Source organism: Variovorax paradoxus EPS (genome assembly GCF_000184745.1).
In the GTDB taxonomy this organism is placed as follows: Bacteria; Pseudomonadota; Gammaproteobacteria; order Burkholderiales; family Burkholderiaceae_C; genus Variovorax; species Variovorax paradoxus_C.
In genome coordinates this window covers 2,791,102-2,812,305 of record NC_014931.1, presented here as the reverse complement: position 1 = coordinate 2,812,305, position 21,204 = coordinate 2,791,102, and the positions used below count along the sequence as shown (strand labels likewise).

The window sequence follows — 21,204 nt, the reverse complement described above, 5'->3', positions numbered from 1 at the left end:
CGCTGAACCCGGACTTCCCGACCTTCCCCCGTCCCACTCGCTCATTTCCCATCGGATCGAATTGGCCCTTGCCTCGGGCATGCTGGGCATCCTGCTCATCGGCTGCGCCTCCAAGCCGGCCCCGGCGCCCGCACCCGCATCGAAGAAATCCGCAAGCGCCAAGCACGTCCCTTCGGCCCGCAAGGACGCGCGTCCCGCACCCGAGCGCCGCTCGCGCAGCAGCGAGCCGGCACCCTCCGCATCGTCCACGCCATCCGCCCCGGTGGCCAAGGCGGAGCGGAATTTCCTTCGCCCGTCGAACGGCACCGTCATCCAGCGATTCAACGGCCGCAACAGCAAGGGCATCGACTTCGCCGGATCGGAAGGCGACCCCGTCATCGCCGCGCGCGACGGCAAGGTCGTGTATTCGGCCGTGGGCCCGCGCGGCTACGGCCAGCTCGTCATGATCAAGCACGACGCGACCTTCGTGACCGCCTACGCGCACAACAGCAAGCTGCTGGTCAAGGAGGGGCAGTCGGTGAAGCGGGGCCAGGTGATCGCCCACATGGGCCGCACCGAAGCCGATCGCGTCAAGCTGCACTTCGAGTTGCGCAGGAACGGCAACGCGGTCGATCCCGCTGCCTATTTCGCTTCGCCCGATTAGCGAGGGCGTTCTGTAAAGCGATCCGGTTGAATCCGGATCGCCCCCTTCCGCGTAGCACTTGCATGGCAAGTACGAACGAAGAACGTAAGCCCGCCCCGCGGCTGGGTTTCGAGGACATCTGTGCGCAGTTCAACGTGCCCGCGAGGAAAGGGGCGCGCGTCAATTTTCAAGGCCAGCCGGGAACGGTCACGACCGCGCGGGGATTGATGGTGCGCGTGCGGCTGGACGGGATGTCGTGGTCCCGCCCCTACGCACCGAACGAACTCGAATGGCTCGACGAGCAGTCGAAAGCCATGGAAGACGGCGCGTGCGACACGTGCGACGCGCACCGCCCGCAGGGCTGAAAAGCCCCGGGCGGATCACGCGAAGGATCAGTGCTGAACGACGGGGGTGCGGCCCTTCGCGCTGTCGATGGTCGCGCTGACGGAGTTGGTGTTGACGGCCAGGGCCACCAGGACGGAGCCGACGAAAGCCGGATCGGAAGCGCCGCTGAAATTCGATGCGCCGGCAATGGCCAGGGCCTGCGCGACTTGTTGACGGGTCAGTTCCGCTGCTGCTTCGCCAACGACATTCTTCTTGGTGGTTGCCATCTGAAAACTCCTCGTGATGAAGGCCCGACTGTAACGGCCTACGCATCGCGCCCAAGGCCATCTCCCTGACTGTTCCGGGGAGCTTGTTGCCCTCTGCCCACGGGGCTCGCACTCGGTAATAATCTCGCCCGCTTCGCCGCGCACGGACCATGACTTTCGGCACTGGCATGCCGCTTCCTGGGGTCGTATCGTCGCGCGGTCGCTGGCGGCGCGACGAATCGGGGGAGGTCATACAGGCCATGCGGTCCCACTTCGGAATCCGAGGAGTGGCGTCTCCCATTGGGGCGCCTTTTCACTCTTCTCTCTCTGGATCCGGACATGGCTTCTTCCAAATTCTCTTTCGCAAGCGCAAGCGTTCTTGCCGGCGCGCTGGTTCTCTCCGGCTGCGCGACCACCGACATGCAAATGGGCAGCCAGTCGGCCAAGACCATGGCCACCGGCAGCGCCGCCGGTTCGGCCACCTCCGGTGAAAGCAGCCAGCTCGAGCGCTGCGATTCGCCGCTGGGCACCGTCTCGCTCATCGAGAACGTCAACGCCGGCTGGTACACCGTTCTCACCGGCGAATACAAGCTCCCGCCGACCGCGAACCTGCTGCGCCTCCTGGTGCAGCAGTCGAACTGCTTCGTGGTGGTCGAGCGCGGCGCGGCCGGCATGAACGCCATGACGCGCGAGCGCGCGCTGATGCAGTCGGGCGAAATGCGCGGCGGCAGCAACTTCGGCCGCGGCCAGATGGTCGCTTCCGACTACGGCCTGTCGCCAGAGATCGTGTTCAGCAACAACGACGCCGGTGGCATCGGCGGCGCGCTGGGCGGCCTGGTGGGCGGCGGCCGTGGCCGCGCCATCGCCAGCATCGGCGCCAGCCTGCAGACCAAGGAAGCCAGCGCGCTCCTGACGCTCATCGACAACCGCTCGGGTGTGCAGGTGGCGGCCGCCGAAGGCAGCGCCTCCAAGACCGACTTCGCGGGCTTCGGCGGCCTGGGCGGCCTCTCCGCCGCAGGCGGCATCGGCGGCTACACGCGCACGCCGCAGGGCAAGGTGATTGCCGCCGCGTTCATGGACGCCTTCAACCAGATGGTCCGTTCGCTGCGCAACTACAAGGCGCAAACGGTGCGCGGCCAGGGCCTGGGCGGCGGCGGCCGTCTTGGCGTGGACGGCGGCGCCGCACCGTCGCAAACCTCGGCGCCGGGCGCGCCCCGCTCGCGCCGCAAGTAAGCGCGTCGATCCATCGTCATCGGGGGAGGCCCGGCCCGGATTGCGGCCGGGTTCACAATTCACTCCTCTGGAGGTGAACACGATGGATGGTCTGGAAGAGACGGCGGAAGCGGCAAAAGGCAAGCTCGTCTACCCCTTTGCGGAACTCCCGCCGCGCGGCAAGTCGATCGAGGTCGCCGCGGGCGTGCACTGGATCCGCATGCCGCTGCCCTACTCGCTCGACCACATCAACCTGTGGGCGCTGGACGACGGCGCCGGCTGGGCCGTGGTGGACACGGGCGTGCGCACCGAGGAAACGGTGGCCGTCTGGCGCGAGCTCTTCGCAAATTCGCCCGACACGCGCGGCCTCACCCGCGTGTTCGTGACCCACATGCACCCCGACCACGTCGGCATGGCCGGCTGGCTCACGCGCAAGTTCGGCGTGCGGCTGTGGATGACCCGCTCCGAATACCTCATGTGCCGCGTGATGGTGTCCGATACCGGACGCGAAGCGCCCGACGACGCCATCGCCTTCTATCGCCGCGCCGGCTGGAGCGATGCCGCCATCGAGACCTACCGCACGCGCTTCGGCAATTTCGGCAAGCACATCCATCCGCTGCCCGACAGCTTCCGGCGGCTGCGCGACGGCGAGGTGCTGCGCATCGGCGCGCACGACTGGCGCATCGTCACCGGCAACGGTCATTCGCCCGAACATGCGTGCCTGTACTGCCCCGACCTCAAGGTGCTGATTTCGGGCGACCAGATCCTGCCGCGCATCTCGTCCAACGTGTCTGTCTCGCCGATAGAGCCCGACGCTGATCCGATGGCCGACTGGCTTTCATCGCTCGCCAAGCTCAAGCGCGAAATACCCGACGACGTGCTGGTGCTGCCTTCGCACAACGAGTGCTTCCGCGGCCTGCATGCGCGCATCGACCGGCTACAGACGGGACAAGAACGCTCGCTCGACCGGTTGCGCAACACCTTGAAGACGCCCAAGCGCGCAGTCGATGTATTCGCGAGCCTGTTCGCGCGCAGCATCGCCGAGTCCGACGTGCAGTTGCTGGGCATGGCAACGGGCGAAAGCCTCGCCTGCCTCAACTACCTGCTGCACCGCGGCGAAGTCGTCTGCGACATCGCCGACGACGGCATCGGTTGGTATCGGCTTGCCAACTAACCGCCGAACCAGTCGCGCGCCGAGCGCCCCTGATCCGGGCCCAGCATCGAGAAGCCGCCGTCGACCGGAATGTCCGCACCGGTCACGAAGCGCGCGGCGTCCGAGCACAGGAACAGCACCACCTGCGCCACGTCGTCGGCATCGCCCGCGCGGCCCAGCGGATGCAACGGCGCAGCCATGCGGTCGGCGTACGCGCGGTCGCCGCCCGCCATGCGCGAGAGCGCGTCCGACCAGGTCCATCCGGGTGACACCGAGTTCACGCGCACGCGCCGGTGCGCGAGGCTCGCGGCCTGGTTGCGCGTGAGCTGCAAGATGGCCGCCTTCGCCGCCGGATAGAGCGCCCGCCCCGCCGTGCCGAACTTGCCGCCGACGCTGCCCATGTTCACGACGGCCCCGCCTTGCGCCGCCAGCGCATCGGCCGTCTTGTGCACCAGCAGCGCGCCGGAGACGAGGTTGACGTCTAGCGCCTGCAGCCATTCGCCGCGCGAAGCTTCCATCCCGTTGTCGCCGTACACCACCGCGTTGTTGATGAGGAAGTCGATGCGCCCCTCGCTGGCCAGTGCATCGACCACCAGCGCATCGAGCGCCGTGTCGGAGCCGATGTCGCATGCGATGAAGCGACAGCGCGGACCCAGCTCTGCGGCTAGCGCTTCACCGCGCGCCGCATCGATGTCCACCGCCAGCACCTGTGCACCGGCCTTCACGAAAGCGCGGACGATGGCGGCGCCGAGCATCGCGGCCGCGCCCGTAACGATGGCGACTTTTCCTTCGAAGTTCCAGTTCATGGCATGGCCTCCATCTGTGCGACAGCTTCGTCGACGTTCATGACATCCGCGAGCATCGCCAGCGTTTCCAGGCTCGCCGCATGCAGGTGCGCCTGCGCAGTGTTGCAGGCATCGGCGACGACCGCCACCTCGTAACCCAGGTCGCTCGCGTGGCGCGCGCCATGCTCGACCACGTGATTCGTCGCGATGCCCGCCACGTAGAGCCGCGATGCGCCGGTGCTGCGCACGACATCTTCCAGCCCGCTGGCCCAGAAGGGGTTGTTGCGCTTGTGGGTGACGATGGCCTCGCCCGGCAGCGGCGCGAGCTCTTCGTAGAACTCCGCGCCCCACTCGCCATCGAGCACCGCGCTCGTTTCAGCCACGCGCCGGAACAGCGTGCAGTTGCGAAGGCAATCGGCGTACCCCGGCGCAAAGGCGATGCGCACGAAGATCACCGGCACGCCGTTCGCTCGCGCGCCGGCGATCAGGCGCGCGGCCGAGGCGATCAGCCGCGGGCGTGCCGGATCGTCCGCCGCCACGCCCACGCGCACCTTGCCATCGACGTGCAGCACATCGTTCTGGTAGTGCATGGCCAGCAGCGCGGCCTTCACATGAACACCTGCAGGGCTTCGTGCGGCGCGTCGCAGTTGACGAGCTCGACGCGCTTCATGTGGATGCGGAATTCGTCGCCCTCGCGCCGCAGCGTGTGCAGCACGCTGCCACCGAAAGTGCGCTGCTCGGTCTTGCGCCATTCGAGGACGAGGAAGGTCGAGCGCACCACACAGCCTTCGTCGTCGCGCGATTCGAGCCCGATGTTCCCCACCACATGCACCGTGCGCGTGGGCGGCTGCTGCGAATAGGCGCGCGCCTGCTCGAGCCGCCGCGCGCGCATCGAGCGCAGCAGCGCGTCTTCGCAGAAAAGCGAGGCGTGGTTGATGTGGTCCGCCTGTCCGTGCACCAGCGGCACCCAGTAGAGCCCGTCGGGCGTGAAGAGCCGCTGCCATTCGTCCCAGCGGTGCTCGTCCAGCAGGCGCGTCTCGTGGTGCAGGAACTGCGTGATCGCCTGCTGCTCGTGCCAGTCATTGAAGTTCATTCGGCGCTCCCGGTCTCTGCGCCCATGTACGAGGCCCATGCCGCGAACATGTTGCGCGACGGCATCTCGCTGTTGCCGTTGGAGGCCCGCCCGCCCGGCAGCGGCTGGTCGCGCCCGGCCGCGCGGTGCATGCTGACCCAGTCGCCACCGTCGGAGCCGAGTCCCTCCTGCACGCGGTTGTAGGCCTCCAGGTCGTCGGGCATCACGTTCGACGAGGGCGAGTTGACGATGTTGGTGTACTTCAAGGTGCGCTGAAAGGTCGCCTCCGGCGCGCCCTTCAGGCGGAAGCTGAAGATCTCCACCAGCGTGCGGTCCACCGACAGCGGCCGGATCACGCGAATCTGCTGGAACGAGGTGTGCGGCGAGCAGCTCGGGTAGACGATGGTGTTGTGCCGGTTCACCCGCAATATCTCGTCGGCGCGCTGCGCACCCTGGCTGGCCTCTAGCGCGGCCACGTAGGCCAGGCTCACCGGGTCGGTGGGCGGCACGAAGATGCCCTCCATGAAGCCGTGGCCGTTGTCGTAGCCCTTGAGCTCCAGGTTCTCCCAGAACTCCAGCGGCTCGCCGTTGCCATCGACGATCACCACCTCGAAGGGCTTGGGCGTGCCCGAGGGCATGGCCTCGAACTCCTCCTTGGCCGCGCGCCACGACGACTCGTGCGTGGCCACCGCATGGATCGTGTCGTGCAGGTTCTCGAAGAAGATCTTCCAGTTGTTGCGCTGGATCACGCGCTGCACGCCGCCGGCCACTTCCACTTCGCCCTCGGGGGCACGGTCGCAGAAGTTGTCGAGCGACGTGGCCACGCCGCCGAGGAAATCGGCCAGTTCGAGCCCCTCTTCGGACAAGCTGGCGAACACGAAGCCGCGGTGGCTCGCCACGCGCGCCACCTTGCGCACCGCGTGCGACCCGCTCTTGAGGTCGAGCGCCGTGTCTTCGTAGCCGCTGCGCAGCGGCACCGACAGCAGGCTGCCGTCGCACTTGAAGGTCCAGCCGTGGTACAGGCACCGCAGGAACTTGCCGGCGCTGCCGCTGCCATCGGGAACGATCTTGGCGCCCTTGTGCGGGCAGCGGTTGTACAGCACGTTCACCGCGCCGTCGGTGTGGCGCACCATCACCACGGGCTCGCGGCCCAGGCGCGTGGTGAAGTAATCGCCGACGTTCGGCACCTGGCTCTCGTGGCCCACATACAGCCAGGCCTGGCCGAAGACGCGGTCCATCTCCAGCTCGAAGATGGCGGGGTCGGTGTAGACGCGCTTGTGCACGCGGTCGGGCTGCACGAGCGACTGGATGTCGATCGGGTTTGTGGCTGCAATAGGGATGATGGGGATCACGGAATTCATCGGGTGGGTCTCCTGAAGCGTCATCAGATGTCGAGCACCAGGTGCGGCGTCTTGGCGCGCGACACGCAGGTGCACAGGGTCTTGCCGCCCGCCTTCTCGCGCGGGCTCAGGTTGTGGTCGCGGTGATCGGGCACGCCCTCCACCACGTCGACGGCGCACACGCCGCAGTCACCCTGGCGGCAGTCGTACACCGGGTCGAGCCCGGCGGCAATCAGCACGTCGAGCAGGCTCTGGCCGGGCGCCACGGTCAGCGTCTTGCCCGAGCGCAGCGTGCGCACTTCGAAGGGCATGTCGCCGGCCTGCGAGATCGCGCCAGCGAAGAGCTCGAAGTGCACGTGGTCATCCGGCCAGCCCTGTGCGCGGGCCGTATCGACCACCGCCTGCACCATGCCGCGCGGGCCGCAGACATGCAAGTGGCGGCCGCTTCGCGCTGCCGCGAGCAGCGCGCGCAGATCGAGGCCGCGCGCGGGGTCGCCGCCGTCGTGCACCACCGTGCCGCCGAGCGTGCGCACTTCATCCAGGTAGGCGGTCGCTTCCTCGCTGCGTGTCGCATAGAAGAAGTCGAAGGCCTGGCCTTCGGCGGCCAGCGCGCGCGCCATGCACAGCAGCGGCGTGATGCCGATACCGCCCGCCACCAGCAGCGGTTGGCCACCCTGGTGCAGCGCAAAGTCATTGCGCGGCGGGTGCGCGGCCAGCACCTCGCCGGGCGCGAGGCCATGCATCCAGGCCGAGCCGCCCGAGCCCTGCGGCTCGTGCAGCACCGCGATCTCGTAGCTGCCGGAGCCATCGTGCGGGCGAACCAGCGAATACGCGCGCTGCCCGCTCGATTCCGCGATCTGCACGCTCAGGTGCGCCCCCGGTGCGAACGGCGGCAGGTCGCCGCCATCCGCCGGCCGCAGCACGAAAGCCTTGATCGCCGGTGTGAGCGGCCTGACCTCGGCCACGACCAGCGCCAGCATGTCCGCGCCCTGTGTCATCCCTGCGTCATCCCAACAGCAGCGCCGGGTCGGCGATCGTGAGGCCGTTCGACTTCGACCAGCGCGGCATCAGCGTGTTCGAGGGCAGCGTCTCATCCACCAGCTTGCGCGAGGTTTCCACGCCCGCCACGGGCAGGCCCTTGGCATCGAGCAGCCCGATCTGCACCAGCACGCTGGCCTGGTCCCAGTAGATGTGCTCGTGGTACAGCTTGTCGCCGCGGAACTTGACGATGGCCACCAGCGCAATCTCCACCGGCTTGCCGGTCGGCGCGATGCCCGGCAGCATCCAGTCGACTTCCACCGTGTGGGTGAAAGAGAAGAGCATCTCATCGACGATCTGCGTCGCGCCCACGGTGCGCGAGATCGGCGTGAGCCGCGTGTCGGGCGGCGTCGTCGGAATGAAGTGGTGCTTGTAGAAGCGCGACAGCTCCTTCGCACCCACGCCGCCGGTCATCGTCGGGATGTGGTTGACGTAGGGCTCGCTCACCATCGTGCCCATGGTGGCGACCACGTCGCGCGTGGCGAACTCGTATTCGCAGTGCTTGTCCCACAGCGCCGAGAGGTCGTAGACAGGCCCGATGGCCTCCTTGAAGAGCGTCATGGAGCGCTGGTGCGCCATCAGCGTGGAAGGTTTGTCGAAATGGTCGCCGCCGGTGCGTGCGAAAGCGTGATCCACACCGGCGTAGACGTACATCTGCGCGCCCGGTTTGCCGGCAAAGGCATCGAGCACCTGGGCGCGCGCCTCGGGCGGGCAGAACTGGTCGAGCTCGGCGAAATGCAGCGCGATCGGGCATTCGATCTTCGGCACGAGGTCCAGCGCGGCTTCGATGCCGACACCGTAGTAGCCCACCGCCGCATCCACGCCCGAATGCGCGGCCGCCAGATAAGCCAGCTTGCCGCCGAGGCAATAGCCCAGCGCGCCCACCTTGCCGGTGCAGGCCGGGTGCGCGCGCAGCGCCTTCACGCTCGCGGTGACGTCGGCGATGCCGGCCTCGATGTCGAACTTCTGGAAGAAGCCGAAGGCGCGTTGCCAGTCTTCCGGCGAGTAGCCCAGGTCGACGTTGGGCTCCATGCGCCAGAAGAGATCGGGTGCGAGCACCACGTAGCCTTCTTCTGCATAGAGGTCGGCCACCTCGCGCACATAGTCGTTGATGCCGAAGATCTCCTGGCACAGCACGATGCCGGGGCCGCTGCCTGAGGCCGGCAGTGCGAGGTAGCCGCGAAAGCTGCGGCCATCGCCGGCGGGGATGTCGATGTACTGACTCATCGTGGGTGTCTCCAAAGTGGTGGGGCTTGCGAAATTCTGGGCAGCGCCCTTGCCGCTGTCTGTCCATTTCTTGCAAGCGACGTCGCTGCAGGAAACGGATAGCCCGCCGCCGCGGCGGCACGCAGACTGCGACGCGCATTGCATTCACCCCCACGTCCACCGAATCCCTTCAGAGGAGATTTCTCATGTCGCAGGCAAGCATCCGAACGGCCTTGTTGGCCGTCGCCGTCGTCACTGGCGCATCGCTATCGCAAGCACAGGCCCAGCCTGTCAAGGTCGGCCTCGCGATGGACCTCTCCGGCCCCTTCGCCGTCGGCGGCGCCGAGGCCAAGGCCGGCTTCGCCGTGGCGATGAAACAGCTCGACGGCAAGCTCGGCGGCGTGCCGGTCGAGTTCGTCGAAGCCGACACCGCGGGCAACCCCGACCTGGCCCGCCAGGTGGTCGAGCGCATGCTGCTGCGCGACAAGATCGACCTCTTCACCGGCCCCGTCGGATCGTCCGTCGCACTCGCCGTCGGCCCGCCGCTCTTCGCCGCCAAGGTGCCCTACCTCTCGAGCAACACCGGCCCGAGCGATTACTCGGGCGCCAAGTGCAACCCCTACTTCTTCGGCGCGTCGTACCCGAACGATGCGTACCACGAGGCGGCAGGCAAGTTCGCCTCCGACAAGGGCTTCAAGAAAGTGGCGCTCATCGCACCCAGCTATCCCGGCGGCAAGGACGCGGCCAGCGGATTCAAGCGCAACTTCAAGGGCGCTGTGGGAGACGAGCTCTACACCAAGCTCGGGCAGCTCGACTACTCGGCCGAGATCGCCCAGATCCGCGCGAGCAAGCCCGATGCGCTCTATTTCTTCTTGCCCGGCGCCATGGGCGTGAGCTTCATCAAGCAGTTCGTCGGCGCGGGCCTGTCGAGAGACGTGGCGCTGATCTCGACCGCCTTCTCGGCCGACGAGGACATGATCCCCGCCGTCGGCGAGCCGATGCTCGGGCTTTTCAACACCGCGCATTGGTCCTATGACCTGGACAACCCCGCCAACCAGCGCTTCGTGGCCGCGTTCCGCCAGCAGAACAACGGACGCAATCCCTCCTTCTATGCCGGCCAGGCGTACGACGTGCTGATGGCCATGGACGCGGCCGTGCGCGATGCCGGCGGCAAGGTGGCCGACAAACCCGCGCTGCTCAAGGCGATCAAGGCCGCGAAGTACAAGTCGGTGCGCGGCGATTTCAGCTACGGCGCCAACAACTTCCCGATCCAGAACTACTACCTGCGCGTGATCGGCAAGGACGCGAGCGGCCGCATCACCAACAAGGTGATCGGCACCGTGCTGCAGAACTACCAGGACACCACGGCCGCCAAGTGCGCGATGAAGTCCTAATGTCTTGAAGTCTCGCGCGGGAGCTGGCCGAAGCGCTCCCGGTAGCAGGCGGCGAAGCGGCTCAGGTGCGAGAAGCCGCAGTCGAGCGCGATCTGCGTCACGCTCGTGCCGTCGTGGCGCGCGAGCTGCGCATGCGCCGCATCGAGCCGCATGTTGCGCAGCACCTCCATCGGCGACAGGTCGCGGTGGCGCCTGAAGAGCAGCGCCAGCATGCGCCGCGTCACGCCCGCGGCCTCTGCCACCTCCTCGAGCGACACGGCCGTGTCGAGCCGGCTGCGCATGAACTCCTCGGCGCGCCGCAACTGGCCGAGGCTGGCCGCCTCCGAGCCGAGGCGCAGCGCATCGTGCTGCCGCCGCACCGAGTTGGGCCGGTGGCACAGCAGGTAGAGCATGAGGTTGTCCTCGCAGTGGGCCAGCCAGCGCGGGTCGTACGCGGTGCTGCTGTCGCTCGCCGCGGGCAGCAGCGATGCGAGGTTGGCCACCATGCGGCACCACTGCGCGCCGGCGGCGTCGTCCAGCCGCAGCGGCATGTCGAAATCGATCTCGCCCACCTCGTCGGCATGGCGCGCGGCGAACGCGCGGCGCGCCACTTCCTGCAGGCGACCCAGTTGGATCTTGAGCATCAGCTGCTCGCAGTCGGCATGCCAGCGCAGCCGCACCGGCTTGTGCGCGGACACGACCGCGCCCTGCCCCGGATGGATGTGCAGCGTCTGCCCGCCCGTGCGGATTTCGGCATGGCCGCGCAGCGGCATCTGCACCAGCACGAAGTTGCCGAGCGCATCGGGCTCGATGTCCACGTCGCAGCCGTAGCGCAGGATGCACAGCGACAGTGCGCTCAGCTCGGCACGGCAGAACACCGCGTCGACCTTCCCGCGCCCCCAGACGCTGCGATGGTCCTTCAGCTCGTGGGCAACCAGCGCGTGGGTCTCGTCCGCTTCGCGCGAGCGGAACACCTCGCGTCCGTACAAGGGAGAAAGCTGCTGGCTCGACCATGCGTCCACGGGCACTCCTGGGGGGTCAGGGGGTTGAAAACCATTGTTTGCCACGGGGGCGTGCCTGCAAATCTACCGCCGGGTCGCGCTTGCCGCCATGGGGCTTGTCCCGACGTGCAAGAAGCTTGCCCAGCCCCTGCCCCCGCCGATGCGCCCATCAAACCGTGAGAACGACCTTGCCGATATGCCCCGCACGCTCCAGGTACTGGTGCGCTTGCACCACGTCATCGAATGCGAACTCGCGGTCGATGCGCACCTGCAGCTTGCCGTCGGCAAGGCCTGCGTCGATGAAAGCCAGCGCGCGGGCGAGCGCCGCCTCGTCGCGTAGCAATCCCATCGTGGCCGCGCCGGTGTGCTCCAGCACCTTGTAGACGTGGAAGCGCCAGCTCTTGCGGAACTGCGCAATCACCGGGTACTTGAACTCCGCGCCGCCCGAGAGGCCATACAGCACGTACCAGCCGCGATGCGCGACGACATCGCCGAGCCGTTCGACCTGCGCGCCGCCCACGCCGTCGTACACCAGGTCGACGCCGCGGCCTTCGGTGAGTTTCATCACACGCTCGACCACGTCTTCGTCGTCGGTCACGACCACATGCGCCGCACCGGCTTCGCGCAGCGCATCGCGCTTGGCAGCCGTGCGCGTGACAGCGATGGCGACGATGTCCGCCGCGCGCGCCATCTGCAGCGCCGCGATGCCGGTGCCCGATGAAGCGCCGGTCACGAGCATCACCTGGCCGCGCTTGAGTTGCGCCATCTCGAACATCGGGAAATAGCCTGTGAGGTACGCCATGTACGCACCCGCCGCCTGCGCGGCCGACAGGTTGCCGGGATACCGCACCACATGTGCCGCCGGCAGGAGGATGCTTTCGCCATAGGTGGGGTAGCGGCCCTGCCCCGCGCCCGGCAGCACCGCGACCTTGTCTCCCACCTTCAGCCCTTCGACGCCCTCCCCGACCGCCTCGACGACGCCCGCCGCCTCGTTGCCCAGCCCGGCCGGCAGCGTCGCGTCTTCGATGTAGAGGTTCTCGCGCCACAGCGCATCGGCCCGGTTCAGGCCGATGGCCTGCACCGCGACGCGCACTTCGCCCGGGCCGGGTACCGGCGTCCCGGCCTCCTCGATCTTCAGCACCTCGGCACCGCCGAACACGTGGAAGCGAATCATCCTGCTCATGAAAAATCTCCTTCTTGAATTGACCGATGGCATCAATCTAGGGGCCGCAGCACAATCAAGGAAATCGATTCGCCGGATAGCCGCTATGCGCGCAATCGATAACGCCCGGATCACCGCCAATGAAAGCTGTCGAACTCAACCGCATCGACCTGAACCTGCTCACCGTGCTGGCCGCGCTCATGCGCGAGCGCCACGTCAGCCGCGCCGCGGGGCGGCTGAACCTCGGCCAGCCCGCGGTGAGCCATGCGCTGGCGCGGCTGCGCGAGCTCACGGGCGATCCGCTGCTGGTGCGCCACGGCCGCGTGATGGAGCCGACCGAACGCGCGCTGGCGCTGATGCAGGGCCTGGGCCCCGCGCTCGCGCAGATCGAGGCCACGTTCCGCGCGCAGGCTGATTTCGAGCCCGAGCGCGCCGCGCCGATCTTCCGAATCGGCCTCACCGACGACCTGCAGATCGCGATGCTGCCGCGCCTGCTGCGCGCCCTGAGCGCCGAAGTGCCGCGCGCCAAGCTGGTGACGCTCACGGTCTGCTATCGCAACGCCATGAGCTACCTGGAGCAGGGAGAGGTCAGCGCGGTGATGTCGTTCCTCAAGGACCTGCCCGCCGACGCCAAGGTGCGCAAGGTCCGCACGGCGCGCTTCGCCATGCTGCGCGCCGACACCGTGCCCGGAAAGCTCTCGCTCGACGACTACTGCCGGCGCCGCCACGTGCTCGTGACCTATGCGGGCGACCTGTGCGGCACCGTCGACGAAACACTCGGCGAAATCGGGCGCCAGCGCGACGTGGCTTTTTCGGTGCCCCAGTTCGGCAGCCTCCCCGCCGTGCTCGCCGGCACCGACCTCTTGGCCACGGTGCCCGAGCACGTGGCGCTGGCACTGTCGGCGCAAGGCGGGCTTCGCTTCGAGCCCCTGCCTTTCGAGGGCCCGGACTACCAGATCAAGCTCGCCTGGCGCGCGGTGACGGACAAGGACTCGGCAGAGATGTGGCTGCGCAAGGCGATGCTGCGGGCCTTCAACGACTAGGATGGCAATCCTCTTCCACAGGGGACACCGCATGCCGAATACCGAGACAAACTTCGAACTGACCGCCAACGACGGCCACCCGGTGGAAGCCCACCGCTGGCAGGCCGGAACGCCGCGGGCCATCGTGCAGCTGGCGCATGGCATGGGCGAACATTCGCTGCGCTATCGCCCGCTTGCCGATGCGCTCACGCAGGCCGGCTACGTCGTCTACGCGAACGAGCACCGCGGCCACGGCGCCTATGCCCTGGCGAACAACGAACTCGGCGAATTCGGTCCGCGCAATTTCGCAGGCCTCGTGGACGACATGGCGCTGCTGAGCCGCCACGCACGCGCCGCGCATCCCGGCCTGCCGCTCATCCTCCTCGGCCACAGCATGGGCTCGTTCGCCACCCAGTACTACCTGGTGCGGCACAGCGAACTGCTGTCTGGCGCGGTGCTCTCGGGCACCTCGGCCCTCGACCTGCTGGGCACCGCGCTGCAGAGCGGCTTTCGCCTCGAAGACATGAACGCCGCGCTGCCCGAGGTGCGCACGCCGTTCGACTGGCTCAGCCGCGATCCGGCGCAGGTCGATGCGTACATCGCCGATCCGCTGTGCGGCTTCACGGTGTCGGCCGAGGGGCTGGGTTCCATGTTCGCGAACCTCGACGATCTGGCGCCCGCGGCGATGCAATCGCGCATCCGGCCCGAGCTGCCGCTGTACCTCTTCATCGGCGACCAGGACCCGGTCAGCAACAAGGCCGAATGGTTCTATCCGCTGGTGCAGCGCTACCGCGAGGCGGGGCTGCGCGATGTGTCCTGCCATGTGTTCGGCGGCGCGCGCCATGAGACGCTGAACGAAACCAACCGCGATGAAGTCGTGGCGGTGCTGCTCGCGTGGATCGGGCGCGTCGTGCGCAAGCCCTGAAAGCCGGGCCGTTACACGGTTGAAGAGCCGCCATCCGGGGCACCGCACATGCGCCGGAGGCCGACACGCCGGCATGGCGAGGTCTGGTAGAAGAAACCCATGGCGACTCCTCTCGCGTCCTCCATCCTTCAACTGCTGCTTGGCGTAGACCTCGCGGCTTCTGACAGCATCGCGGGCAATCGCTTCGCGATCGAAGGCCTGGCCTGGGGTCCGGAGAAGGACGGCACGGCCAGCCTCCGGATCGATCAGCTCGAAGCGGCCTCCCTTCAGCTCACCTCAGGCGAACTCACGCTGGAGATCGGCCGCGTGGCCGTGCGCGGCCTCGTCGCGCAGATACGCAGCGAGGCCGGCGCGCCGCAGTTGGTCGGCGTCGAGGCCCGCGAAGCCGAGTTCTCGGGCCTGAAGCTGCATGGTCCTTTGCGCATGCCGCCGCGACTGCACGAGGCATGGAGCACCGCACAGGTGACGGCGCCGGCTGCAGCATTTCCCGCCACTCAGGCGCCGGCCGATGCAACAAGCCTCGCCCCGCTCGGCACGGCCCACGGCACCATCCGCGGAAAAATCACCGATGCGCATCTGCTCTTCGATGCGGACGTGACGGTGCCCCTACGCGGCGGGCAGATCGATTTCAACGACGCGACGGTCGAGCACGTGGGCCCCGACTCGCGCATGGGCGTGAGCCGGCTGGGCATCTATGTCGATGCGCCCGATGGCCGCAGCTACATCTACCAGTTCGCCTCGGCTCCGCTGGCCGGCGTGACCTTCGAGCGCCGCGGCGCGCTGCTGAGCCCGTGGATTTCCGAGCGCGGCAAGCTGCAGTTGCAGGCGTTCGCCGAGTCGATGCTGCGCTGCGGCCTCAGGCAAGGGGGCAGCGGGCTGACCGAGCAGGCGCGCTTGCTGCTGGGTCGCACCTCGCTGTCCGGCGACCTGCAACTCGGTGACGGCGTCTTCGCGCTCTCGGGATTGCAGGGCCGCCTCGAAGGCCGCGACGCGGGCCGCAACCGCATCGGCCTGCATTCCGAGGCCGTGGGCCGCGGCGTGACGGCACAGATCGATTCGCTGTCGGTGCGCGACGCGGCCGGTGCGGCGAAGAACGCGCACCTGCGCTGCGACACGCTGCAGGCGAAGCTCAGGCTCCAGCTTGTTTCGGAAGGCGCGGAGATGCGCTTCGTGCTCGATCTCGGGAGTGGAACCGCGGCCGGGCTCCGGTTCGATCGAAGCGCACCGCAACCGGATAAGCGCTGATCAACCGCCCGTTCGCCTCGCCCTCCCCCGGAAATCCGGGGACCGCGCCACCACCGCCGCGATCTCCGCCATCAACGCCCTCGCCCCCGGCGACGCCAATGCGCCCTGGCGCTGCGTGAGCCCGATCTCGCGGCGCATCTCGTCGAGCGGAAAGTCCAGCACCACCAGGCTGCCGTCGCGAATCTCGTAGCGCAGTTGATGCGGCGAGATTGCCGTGAGCATGTCGCTCTCCAGCAGCAGGCCGCGCAGCACGGCGAGGTCTCCGGTCTCCACCGCCGGAATCGGCGGCGCCTCGCGCGCCGACGAGAAGAAGCGCTCCAGCAGTTCGCGTGACGGCGTGTTGTGCCGCGAAAGCGCCCATGTCGCCTGCCGCAGTGCATCGAAGTCGATACGCTGCGTGCGCTCCAGCGGATGGCCTGCGCGTGCGATCACCGCGATGCTGTCTTCGAACAGCGCTTCCTGCTGCAGGTCCCTGGCTTCGGCCGGGCTGCGCAGCGCGCCGAGGATGAAGTCGACGTCGCCGCTGCGCAGCGAGGCGGCCAGCGCGTCGTACGGGCTCTCGACCGTGGCCACGTGCAACCCCGGATGCCGCGCGAGCAGCGAGGCGATCGCGAGCGGCAGGATCTGCGTGCGTCCGAGCGGGAGCGCCCCGACGGTCACGCTCCCCTGCAACATGCCGTCGCTCGCGGCGATGTCCGGCCCGATGTGGCGCAGCTCCGCGAGCACGCGCTTGAAGTAGAGGGCCACGATCTCGCCCGCTGTCGTCGGTGCAAGGCCGCGCGCCTTCCGTTCGAGCAGCGCAACGCCGAGTCCGCCCTCCAGGTCTTTCAGCGCGCTGCTGACAGCCGGCTGCGTGATGCCGAACTCGCGCGCGACCGCCGGCATGTTGCGCTTCTCGACCAGGCTCGCGATCACCGCGAGCCGCCGGCCGTTGAGGATCGATGCGAAGAGCGATGGCACATCGGCGGTCGCGCCGATGCCGCCGCGCGCGACGAGCTGCGTACGCGCCTCCTCGAACTCGCGCTCGATGCGGCGCGCGCGCACCAGCACCAGGTCGCCGTACGAATTGAGCGCCATGCCGCGCGCACGGCGATCGAAGAGCGGCCTGCCCAGCGCGCTCTCCAGTTCGGAAATGGAACGCGTGACGCCCGAGGCGACGCGGTAGAGCTGCTCTTCCGCGGCCCTGGCGATGCTGCCGGCGGCGGCCACGGCAGAGAACGCGCGCAGATGGCGCAGGTTGATGGCGAGCGCGCTGCCGATCACTTTGTCTGGTTGGTGCGCACCACTCATTTCAATCTCTCGGGTAAACCCTATCGATAAAAAAGTCTGATGGTAGGGCAACCCGAACTCACCCCACGCCAGAGGGTCCGCGACCACACTCGATGGCTCCGAGCCAAACCAATTGGGTTGCAAGAAATGATCATCGACTGCCACGGCCACTACACCACCGCGCCCAAGGCGCTGGAGAACTGGCGCGCCCAGCAGATCGCAGGGCTGAAAGACCCCGCGATGAAGCCCCGCGTCGCCGACCTGAAGATCAGCGACGACGAACTGCGCGAATCGATCGAGGGCAACCAGCTGCGCCTCATGAAGGAACGCGGCAGCGACCTCACGATCTTCAGTCCGCGCGCAAGCTTCATGGCGCATCACATCGGCGACTTCGAAACCTCGTCGACCTGGGCCGCGATCTGCAACGAGCTGTGCTTTCGGGTAAGCGAGCTCTTCCCCGACCACTTCATCGGCGCGGCGATGCTGCCGCAATCGCCCGCTGTCGATCCGCGCAGTTGCATCCCCGAGCTGGAGCGCTGCGTGCGCGAGTACGGCTTCGTGGCGATCAACCTCAACCCCGATCCGTCGGGCGGGCACTGGACTTCGCCACCGCTGTCGGACCGCCACTGGTATCCGCTCTACGAGAAGATGGTCGAGCACGACATTCCGGCGATGGTGCATGTCAGCACGAGCTGCAATGCCTGCTTTCACACGACCGGCGCGCACTACCTGAATGCGGACACCACAGCCTTCATGCAGTGCCTCACCTCCGACCTCTTCACCGACTTTCCCACGCTGCGCTTCGTGATCCCGCACGGCGGCGGTGCGGTGCCCTACCACTGGGGGCGCTTTCGCGGGCTCGCGCAGGAGATGAAGAAGCCGCTGCTGAAAGACCACCTGCTCAACAACATCTTCTTCGACACCTGCGTCTATCACCAGCCGGGCATCGACCTGCTGACGCGCGTGATCCCGGTGGACAACATCCTCTTCGCGAGCGAGATGATCGGGGCCGTGCGCGGCATCGATCCCGAGACCGGGTTCTTCTACGACGACACGCGCCGCTACATCGATGCGACGCCGATGCTCGATGCCGACACACGCCACAAGGTGTTCGAAGGCAACGCACGCCGCGTCTATCCGCGACTGGATCGCGCACTCATCGCCAAAGGCCTCTGACCATGTCGCACAACACCCTTCCACAACAACTCGGCGTCGTGCATCGCAACATCGTGCGCGCCGATGCGGCCGCGGTCGAAAAGCTCTCGCGCTTCGGCGTTTCCACCGTGCACGAAGCGCTCGGCCGGCTCGGCCTGATGCAGCCGCGCATCCGCCCCATCCACCCCGATGCGCGCTTCTGCGGCACGGCAGTCACCGTGCTGCTGCAGCCCGGCGACAACTGGATGCTGCATGTCGCGGCCGAGCAGATCCAGCCCGGCGACGTCGTGGTTGCGGCCTGCACCAGCGACAGCACCGACGGCTTCTTCGGCGACCTGCTCGCGACCTCGTTCAAGGCGCGCGGCTGCAAGGGCCTGGTGATCGACGGCGGCGTGCGCGACGTGCGTGACCTCAACGCGATGGGCTTCCCCGTGTTCAGCCGCGCGATCCATTCGAAGGGAACGATCAAGGCAACCCTCGGCTCGGTCAACGTGCCGGTGGTGTGCGCGGGCGCGCTGGTGAACCCGGGCGACGTGGTCGTTGCCGACATCGATGGCGTGGTCATCGTGCCGGCCTCACGCGCGCAGCAGGTGGCCGATGCGGCCGAGGCCCGCGAGGCCAACGAAACTGCCAAGCGCGAGCGCTTCGCCGCGGGCGAGCTGGGCCTCGACATGTACGCCATGCGCGAGCCATTGGCCAAGGCCGGCCTGCGCTACATCGACTGAAGAAGAACCACCATGGCTCGCATCATCGGCGCCGTCGCGTGCTCGCACACGCCCACCATCGGCTTCGCGTACGACAAGAAGAAGCAGCAGGACCCGGTGTGGGCGCCGATCTTCGAGGCCTTCGCGCCCGTGCAGCGCTGGCTCGCCGAGCGCCAGCCCGACGTGCTCTTCTTCATCTACAACGACCACGTCAGCGCGTTCTTCTTCGATCACTATTCGGCCTTCTCGCTCGGCGTCGGCGAACAGCACGCGGTGGCCGACGAAGGCGGCGGCGCGCGCGACCTGCCGCCGCTCGCCGGCCATCCGGCGCTCGCGCAGCACATCGGCCGCTCGCTGGTGGCGGACGAGTTCGACATGTCCTTCTTCCAGGACCGCGCGCTCGATCACGGCGTGTTCTCGCCGATGTCGCTGCTGTGTCCGCACGAGCCCGCATGGCCCGTGCCGGTGATCCCGCTGCAGGTCGGCGTGCTGCAGTCGCCGGTGCCCTCGGCACGGCGCTGCTACAGGCTCGGGCAGGCGCTGCGCCGCGGGATCGAGAGCTATCCCGAAGACCTCAAGGTGGCCATCGTCGCCACCGGCGGGCTGTCGCACCAGGTGCACGGCGAGCGCGCGGGCTTCAACAACACCGCATGGGACGCGCAGTTCCTCGACCTCATCGAGAACGACCCGGTGCGCCTCACCGAGATGACCCAGGCCGAGCTCGCCACGCTCGGCGGCATGGAAGGCGCGGAAGTGATCATGTGGCTGGTGATGCGCGGCGCGCTCTCGTCCAACATCCGCAAGACGCACCAGAGCTATTACCTGCCGTCGATGACGGGCATCGCGACCGCCATCTACGAGAACCTCGCGAGCCCGCCCGTTGCCCGCGAAATAGAGCGCCATCGCCGCCACATGGACGAGCAACTGGCCGGCGTCGAATCGCTCGAAGGCACGCATCCGTTCACGCTGGAGACCAGCGTGCGCGCATACCGCCTCAACAAGTTCCTGCATGGCATGACGCGGCCCGAGCATCGCGCCCGCTTCCTTGCCGATGAAGAAGCAGCCTTCGATGCCGCGGCGCTGACGCCGCAGGAACGCACGCTGGTGCGCGAACGCGACTGGCGCGGGCTCATCCACTATGGCGTCATCTTCTTCATGCTGGAGAAGCTCGGCGCGGTCGTCGGCGTATCCAACCTGCACATCTACGCCGCCATGCGCGGCCAGACGCTGGAAGACTTCCAGCAGACACGCAACGCGCCTGGCGCGCTGTATTCGGTGGCCGGCAAGGATGCCGCGCCGCAGACCTGGGACGCAGCACAGCCAGCGCCCCGCCCTCCTGTGAAACCATGAAGACATCCTCTCTCCGCCGCAATCTCCTTGCCCTCGCCGGCCTCCTCGCGCTCGGCGCTTCTCTCAGCGTGAGCGCAGCCGACGCCTATCCCTCCAAGCCCGTGAAGATCCTCGTCGGCTACAGCGCCGGCGGCGCGGTCGATGCCATCGCGCGCTCCGTCGGACAGCGCATGTCGACGGTCCTCGGCCAGCCCGTGGTCGTCGAGAACAAGCCCGGCGCCGGCACCAACATCGCGATCAAGTCGCTGACCTCGAGCGCGCCCGATGGCTACACGCTGCTGCTCGCGGCCAATGCGCTCGCGGTGAACCCGTCGATGTACCAGCCTGCGCCCTACGACCTAGACCGCGACTTCACGCCCATCTCGATGGTCGGCCGCGTGCCCGTGGTGTTCGCGGTGCGCGAAGGCTCGCCGATCAAGACGCTGCCCGACTTCGTGGCCGCCGCCAAGGCCAAGCCCGGCGGCGTCACCGTCGCGACGCCGGGCAACGGCGCCACGCCGCACCTGGCGATGGAGCTGTTCCAGCACACCGCCGGCCTCAAGCTGAGCCACGTGCCCTACAAGGGCGGCGCGCAGGCGATCACCGATGTGCTGGGCGGCCATGTCGACGTGGTGGCGGTCAACGCGCTCGAAGTGCTTCCGCTCGTGAAGGGCGGCAAGCTGAAGGTGCTGGCGGTGATGAGCACCGAGCGATCCGCCGTGCTGCCGGGCGTGCCGACGGTGGCCGAATCGGGTTATCCGGGTTTCGAGGCGAGCGTCTGGTACGGCTTCGTGGCACCGGCCGGGCTCCCTGCGCCGGTGCTCGCCACGCTGCACGAGGCGGTGCAGAAGGCGATCGATTCGAAGGAAGTGCGCGAACAGCTTGCAGCGGCCGGCGGCGTTCCCCTGCCGGGGCCGACCGCGCAGTTCGAGAAGCTGCTCAAGAGCGATGCGGCGCGCTACGGCAAGCTGATCCGCGAAGCGAACATCAAGCCGGACTGA

Annotated in this window: 22 protein-coding genes; 12 read left to right on the top strand and 10 right to left on the bottom strand. The window is 67.9% G+C overall.

Annotated elements, in window-relative coordinates; genetic code table 11:
• The first annotated feature begins 61 nt into the window (after nucleotides 1-61).
• The gene (locus VARPA_RS13015; RefSeq protein ID WP_200861454.1) at nucleotides 62-643 is read left to right on the top strand and encodes a murein hydrolase activator EnvC family protein; all 582 of its coding nucleotides are present in this window, start codon (nucleotides 62-64) and stop codon (nucleotides 641-643) included.
• Nucleotides 644-705: 62 nt separating this feature from the next.
• Nucleotides 706-987, top strand: coding sequence for a hypothetical protein (locus VARPA_RS13010; protein ID WP_013541028.1), 282 nt, complete (start codon nucleotides 706-708; stop codon nucleotides 985-987).
• A gap of 27 nt (nucleotides 988-1,014) precedes the next feature.
• On the opposite strand, the gene VARPA_RS13005 is transcribed toward VARPA_RS13010, so the two are convergent.
• Complete coding sequence (locus VARPA_RS13005) at nucleotides 1,015-1,233, bottom strand: hypothetical protein (protein ID WP_013541027.1); 219 nt, start codon at nucleotides 1,231-1,233, stop codon at nucleotides 1,015-1,017.
• A 318-nt stretch (nucleotides 1,234-1,551) separates the two neighbouring features.
• On the opposite strand from VARPA_RS13005, the gene VARPA_RS13000 reads away from it, so the two are divergent.
• Nucleotides 1,552-2,445, top strand: coding sequence for a CsgG/HfaB family protein (locus VARPA_RS13000; RefSeq protein WP_013541026.1), 894 nt, complete (start codon nucleotides 1,552-1,554; stop codon nucleotides 2,443-2,445).
• A gap of 82 nt (nucleotides 2,446-2,527) precedes the next feature.
• Nucleotides 2,528-3,598 (top strand): MBL fold metallo-hydrolase, encoded by a 1,071-nt coding sequence (locus VARPA_RS12995; protein WP_013541025.1) that lies wholly within the window; start codon nucleotides 2,528-2,530, stop codon nucleotides 3,596-3,598.
• Here the strand turns inward: VARPA_RS12995 and VARPA_RS12990 are convergent.
• The 6 genes from VARPA_RS12990 to VARPA_RS12965 are packed head-to-tail and all read right to left on the bottom strand — an operon-like array spanning nucleotide 3,595 to nucleotide 9,039.
• The gene (locus tag VARPA_RS12990; protein ID WP_013541024.1) at nucleotides 3,595-4,383 is read right to left on the bottom strand and encodes an SDR family oxidoreductase; all 789 of its coding nucleotides are present in this window, start codon (nucleotides 4,381-4,383) and stop codon (nucleotides 3,595-3,597) included. The genes VARPA_RS12995 and VARPA_RS12990 overlap by 4 nt on opposite strands.
• Nucleotides 4,380-4,973: a cysteine hydrolase family protein gene (locus VARPA_RS12985; RefSeq protein WP_013541023.1), complete on the bottom strand. Its 594-nt coding sequence runs from the start codon at nucleotides 4,971-4,973 to the stop codon at nucleotides 4,380-4,382. The genes VARPA_RS12990 and VARPA_RS12985 overlap by 4 nt, the downstream gene beginning before the upstream one ends.
• Complete coding sequence (locus VARPA_RS12980) at nucleotides 4,970-5,455, bottom strand: aromatic-ring-hydroxylating dioxygenase subunit beta (RefSeq protein ID WP_013541022.1); 486 nt, start codon at nucleotides 5,453-5,455, stop codon at nucleotides 4,970-4,972. The genes VARPA_RS12985 and VARPA_RS12980 overlap by 4 nt, the downstream gene beginning before the upstream one ends.
• The gene (locus tag VARPA_RS12975) at nucleotides 5,452-6,795 is read right to left on the bottom strand and encodes an aromatic ring-hydroxylating dioxygenase subunit alpha (protein WP_013541021.1); all 1,344 of its coding nucleotides are present in this window, start codon (nucleotides 6,793-6,795) and stop codon (nucleotides 5,452-5,454) included. The genes VARPA_RS12980 and VARPA_RS12975 overlap by 4 nt, the downstream gene beginning before the upstream one ends.
• A 23-nt stretch (nucleotides 6,796-6,818) precedes the next feature.
• The gene (locus VARPA_RS12970; RefSeq protein WP_013541020.1) at nucleotides 6,819-7,772 is read right to left on the bottom strand and encodes a PDR/VanB family oxidoreductase; all 954 of its coding nucleotides are present in this window, start codon (nucleotides 7,770-7,772) and stop codon (nucleotides 6,819-6,821) included.
• A 7-nt stretch (nucleotides 7,773-7,779) separates the two neighbouring features.
• On the bottom strand, nucleotides 7,780-9,039 hold the full coding sequence (locus VARPA_RS12965; RefSeq protein ID WP_013541019.1) for a dienelactone hydrolase family protein: 1,260 nt from the start codon (nucleotides 9,037-9,039) through the stop codon (nucleotides 7,780-7,782).
• Nucleotides 9,040-9,224: 185 nt separating this feature from the next.
• Between VARPA_RS12965 and VARPA_RS12960 the strand changes: the two genes are divergently transcribed.
• Entirely contained in the window at nucleotides 9,225-10,412 is a 1,188-nt protein-coding gene (locus VARPA_RS12960) for an ABC transporter substrate-binding protein (RefSeq protein ID WP_013541018.1), read from the top strand.
• Here the strand turns inward: VARPA_RS12960 and VARPA_RS12955 are convergent.
• Nucleotides 10,409-11,413, bottom strand: a complete 1,005-nt coding sequence (locus VARPA_RS12955) for an AraC family transcriptional regulator (RefSeq protein ID WP_013541017.1) — start codon at nucleotides 11,411-11,413, stop codon at nucleotides 10,409-10,411. The genes VARPA_RS12960 and VARPA_RS12955 overlap by 4 nt on opposite strands.
• Nucleotides 11,414-11,561: 148 nt before the next feature.
• Nucleotides 11,562-12,575: a zinc-dependent alcohol dehydrogenase family protein gene (locus tag VARPA_RS12950; protein ID WP_013541016.1), complete on the bottom strand. Its 1,014-nt coding sequence runs from the start codon at nucleotides 12,573-12,575 to the stop codon at nucleotides 11,562-11,564.
• 119 nt (nucleotides 12,576-12,694) lie between these two features.
• On the opposite strand from VARPA_RS12950, the gene VARPA_RS12945 reads away from it, so the two are divergent.
• The 3 genes from VARPA_RS12945 (at nucleotide 12,695) to VARPA_RS12935 (ending at nucleotide 15,746) form a co-directional block, all read left to right on the top strand.
• The gene (locus tag VARPA_RS12945; RefSeq protein WP_013541015.1) at nucleotides 12,695-13,597 is read left to right on the top strand and encodes a LysR family transcriptional regulator; all 903 of its coding nucleotides are present in this window, start codon (nucleotides 12,695-12,697) and stop codon (nucleotides 13,595-13,597) included.
• Nucleotides 13,598-13,628: 31 nt separating this feature from the next.
• Nucleotides 13,629-14,501, top strand: a complete 873-nt coding sequence (locus VARPA_RS12940) for an alpha/beta fold hydrolase (RefSeq protein ID WP_013541014.1) — start codon at nucleotides 13,629-13,631, stop codon at nucleotides 14,499-14,501.
• A gap of 99 nt (nucleotides 14,502-14,600) precedes the next feature.
• Nucleotides 14,601-15,746 carry a hypothetical protein gene (locus VARPA_RS12935; RefSeq protein ID WP_013541013.1) on the top strand — a complete coding sequence of 382 codons (1,146 nt, stop codon included), beginning with the start codon at nucleotides 14,601-14,603 and terminating at the stop codon, nucleotides 15,744-15,746.
• Here VARPA_RS12935 and VARPA_RS12930 read toward each other — a convergent pair whose 3' ends face one another.
• Nucleotides 15,747-17,036 (bottom strand): LysR family transcriptional regulator, encoded by a 1,290-nt coding sequence (locus VARPA_RS12930; RefSeq protein ID WP_013541012.1) that lies wholly within the window; start codon nucleotides 17,034-17,036, stop codon nucleotides 15,747-15,749. It abuts the gene before it with no gap.
• A gap of 126 nt (nucleotides 17,037-17,162) precedes the next feature.
• Here VARPA_RS12930 and VARPA_RS12925 point away from each other — a divergent pair, with 126 nt between their 5' ends.
• Genes VARPA_RS12925 through VARPA_RS12910 form a run of 4 tightly spaced genes read left to right on the top strand, consistent with a single transcriptional unit; the run spans nucleotide 17,163 to nucleotide 21,204 of the window.
• Nucleotides 17,163-18,191, top strand: a complete 1,029-nt coding sequence (locus tag VARPA_RS12925; protein WP_013541011.1) for an amidohydrolase family protein — start codon at nucleotides 17,163-17,165, stop codon at nucleotides 18,189-18,191.
• A gap of 2 nt (nucleotides 18,192-18,193) precedes the next feature.
• Nucleotides 18,194-18,895 carry a 4-carboxy-4-hydroxy-2-oxoadipate aldolase/oxaloacetate decarboxylase gene (ligK, locus tag VARPA_RS12920; protein WP_013541010.1) on the top strand — a complete coding sequence of 234 codons (702 nt, stop codon included), beginning with the start codon at nucleotides 18,194-18,196 and terminating at the stop codon, nucleotides 18,893-18,895.
• A 12-nt stretch (nucleotides 18,896-18,907) separates the two neighbouring features.
• A complete protein-coding gene (locus VARPA_RS12915) occupies nucleotides 18,908-20,224 on the top strand; it encodes a gallate dioxygenase (RefSeq protein ID WP_013541009.1) in 1,317 nt (438 codons plus the stop codon).
• The gene (locus tag VARPA_RS12910) at nucleotides 20,221-21,204 is read left to right on the top strand and encodes a Bug family tripartite tricarboxylate transporter substrate binding protein (protein WP_013541008.1); all 984 of its coding nucleotides are present in this window, start codon (nucleotides 20,221-20,223) and stop codon (nucleotides 21,202-21,204) included. The genes VARPA_RS12915 and VARPA_RS12910 overlap by 4 nt, the downstream gene beginning before the upstream one ends.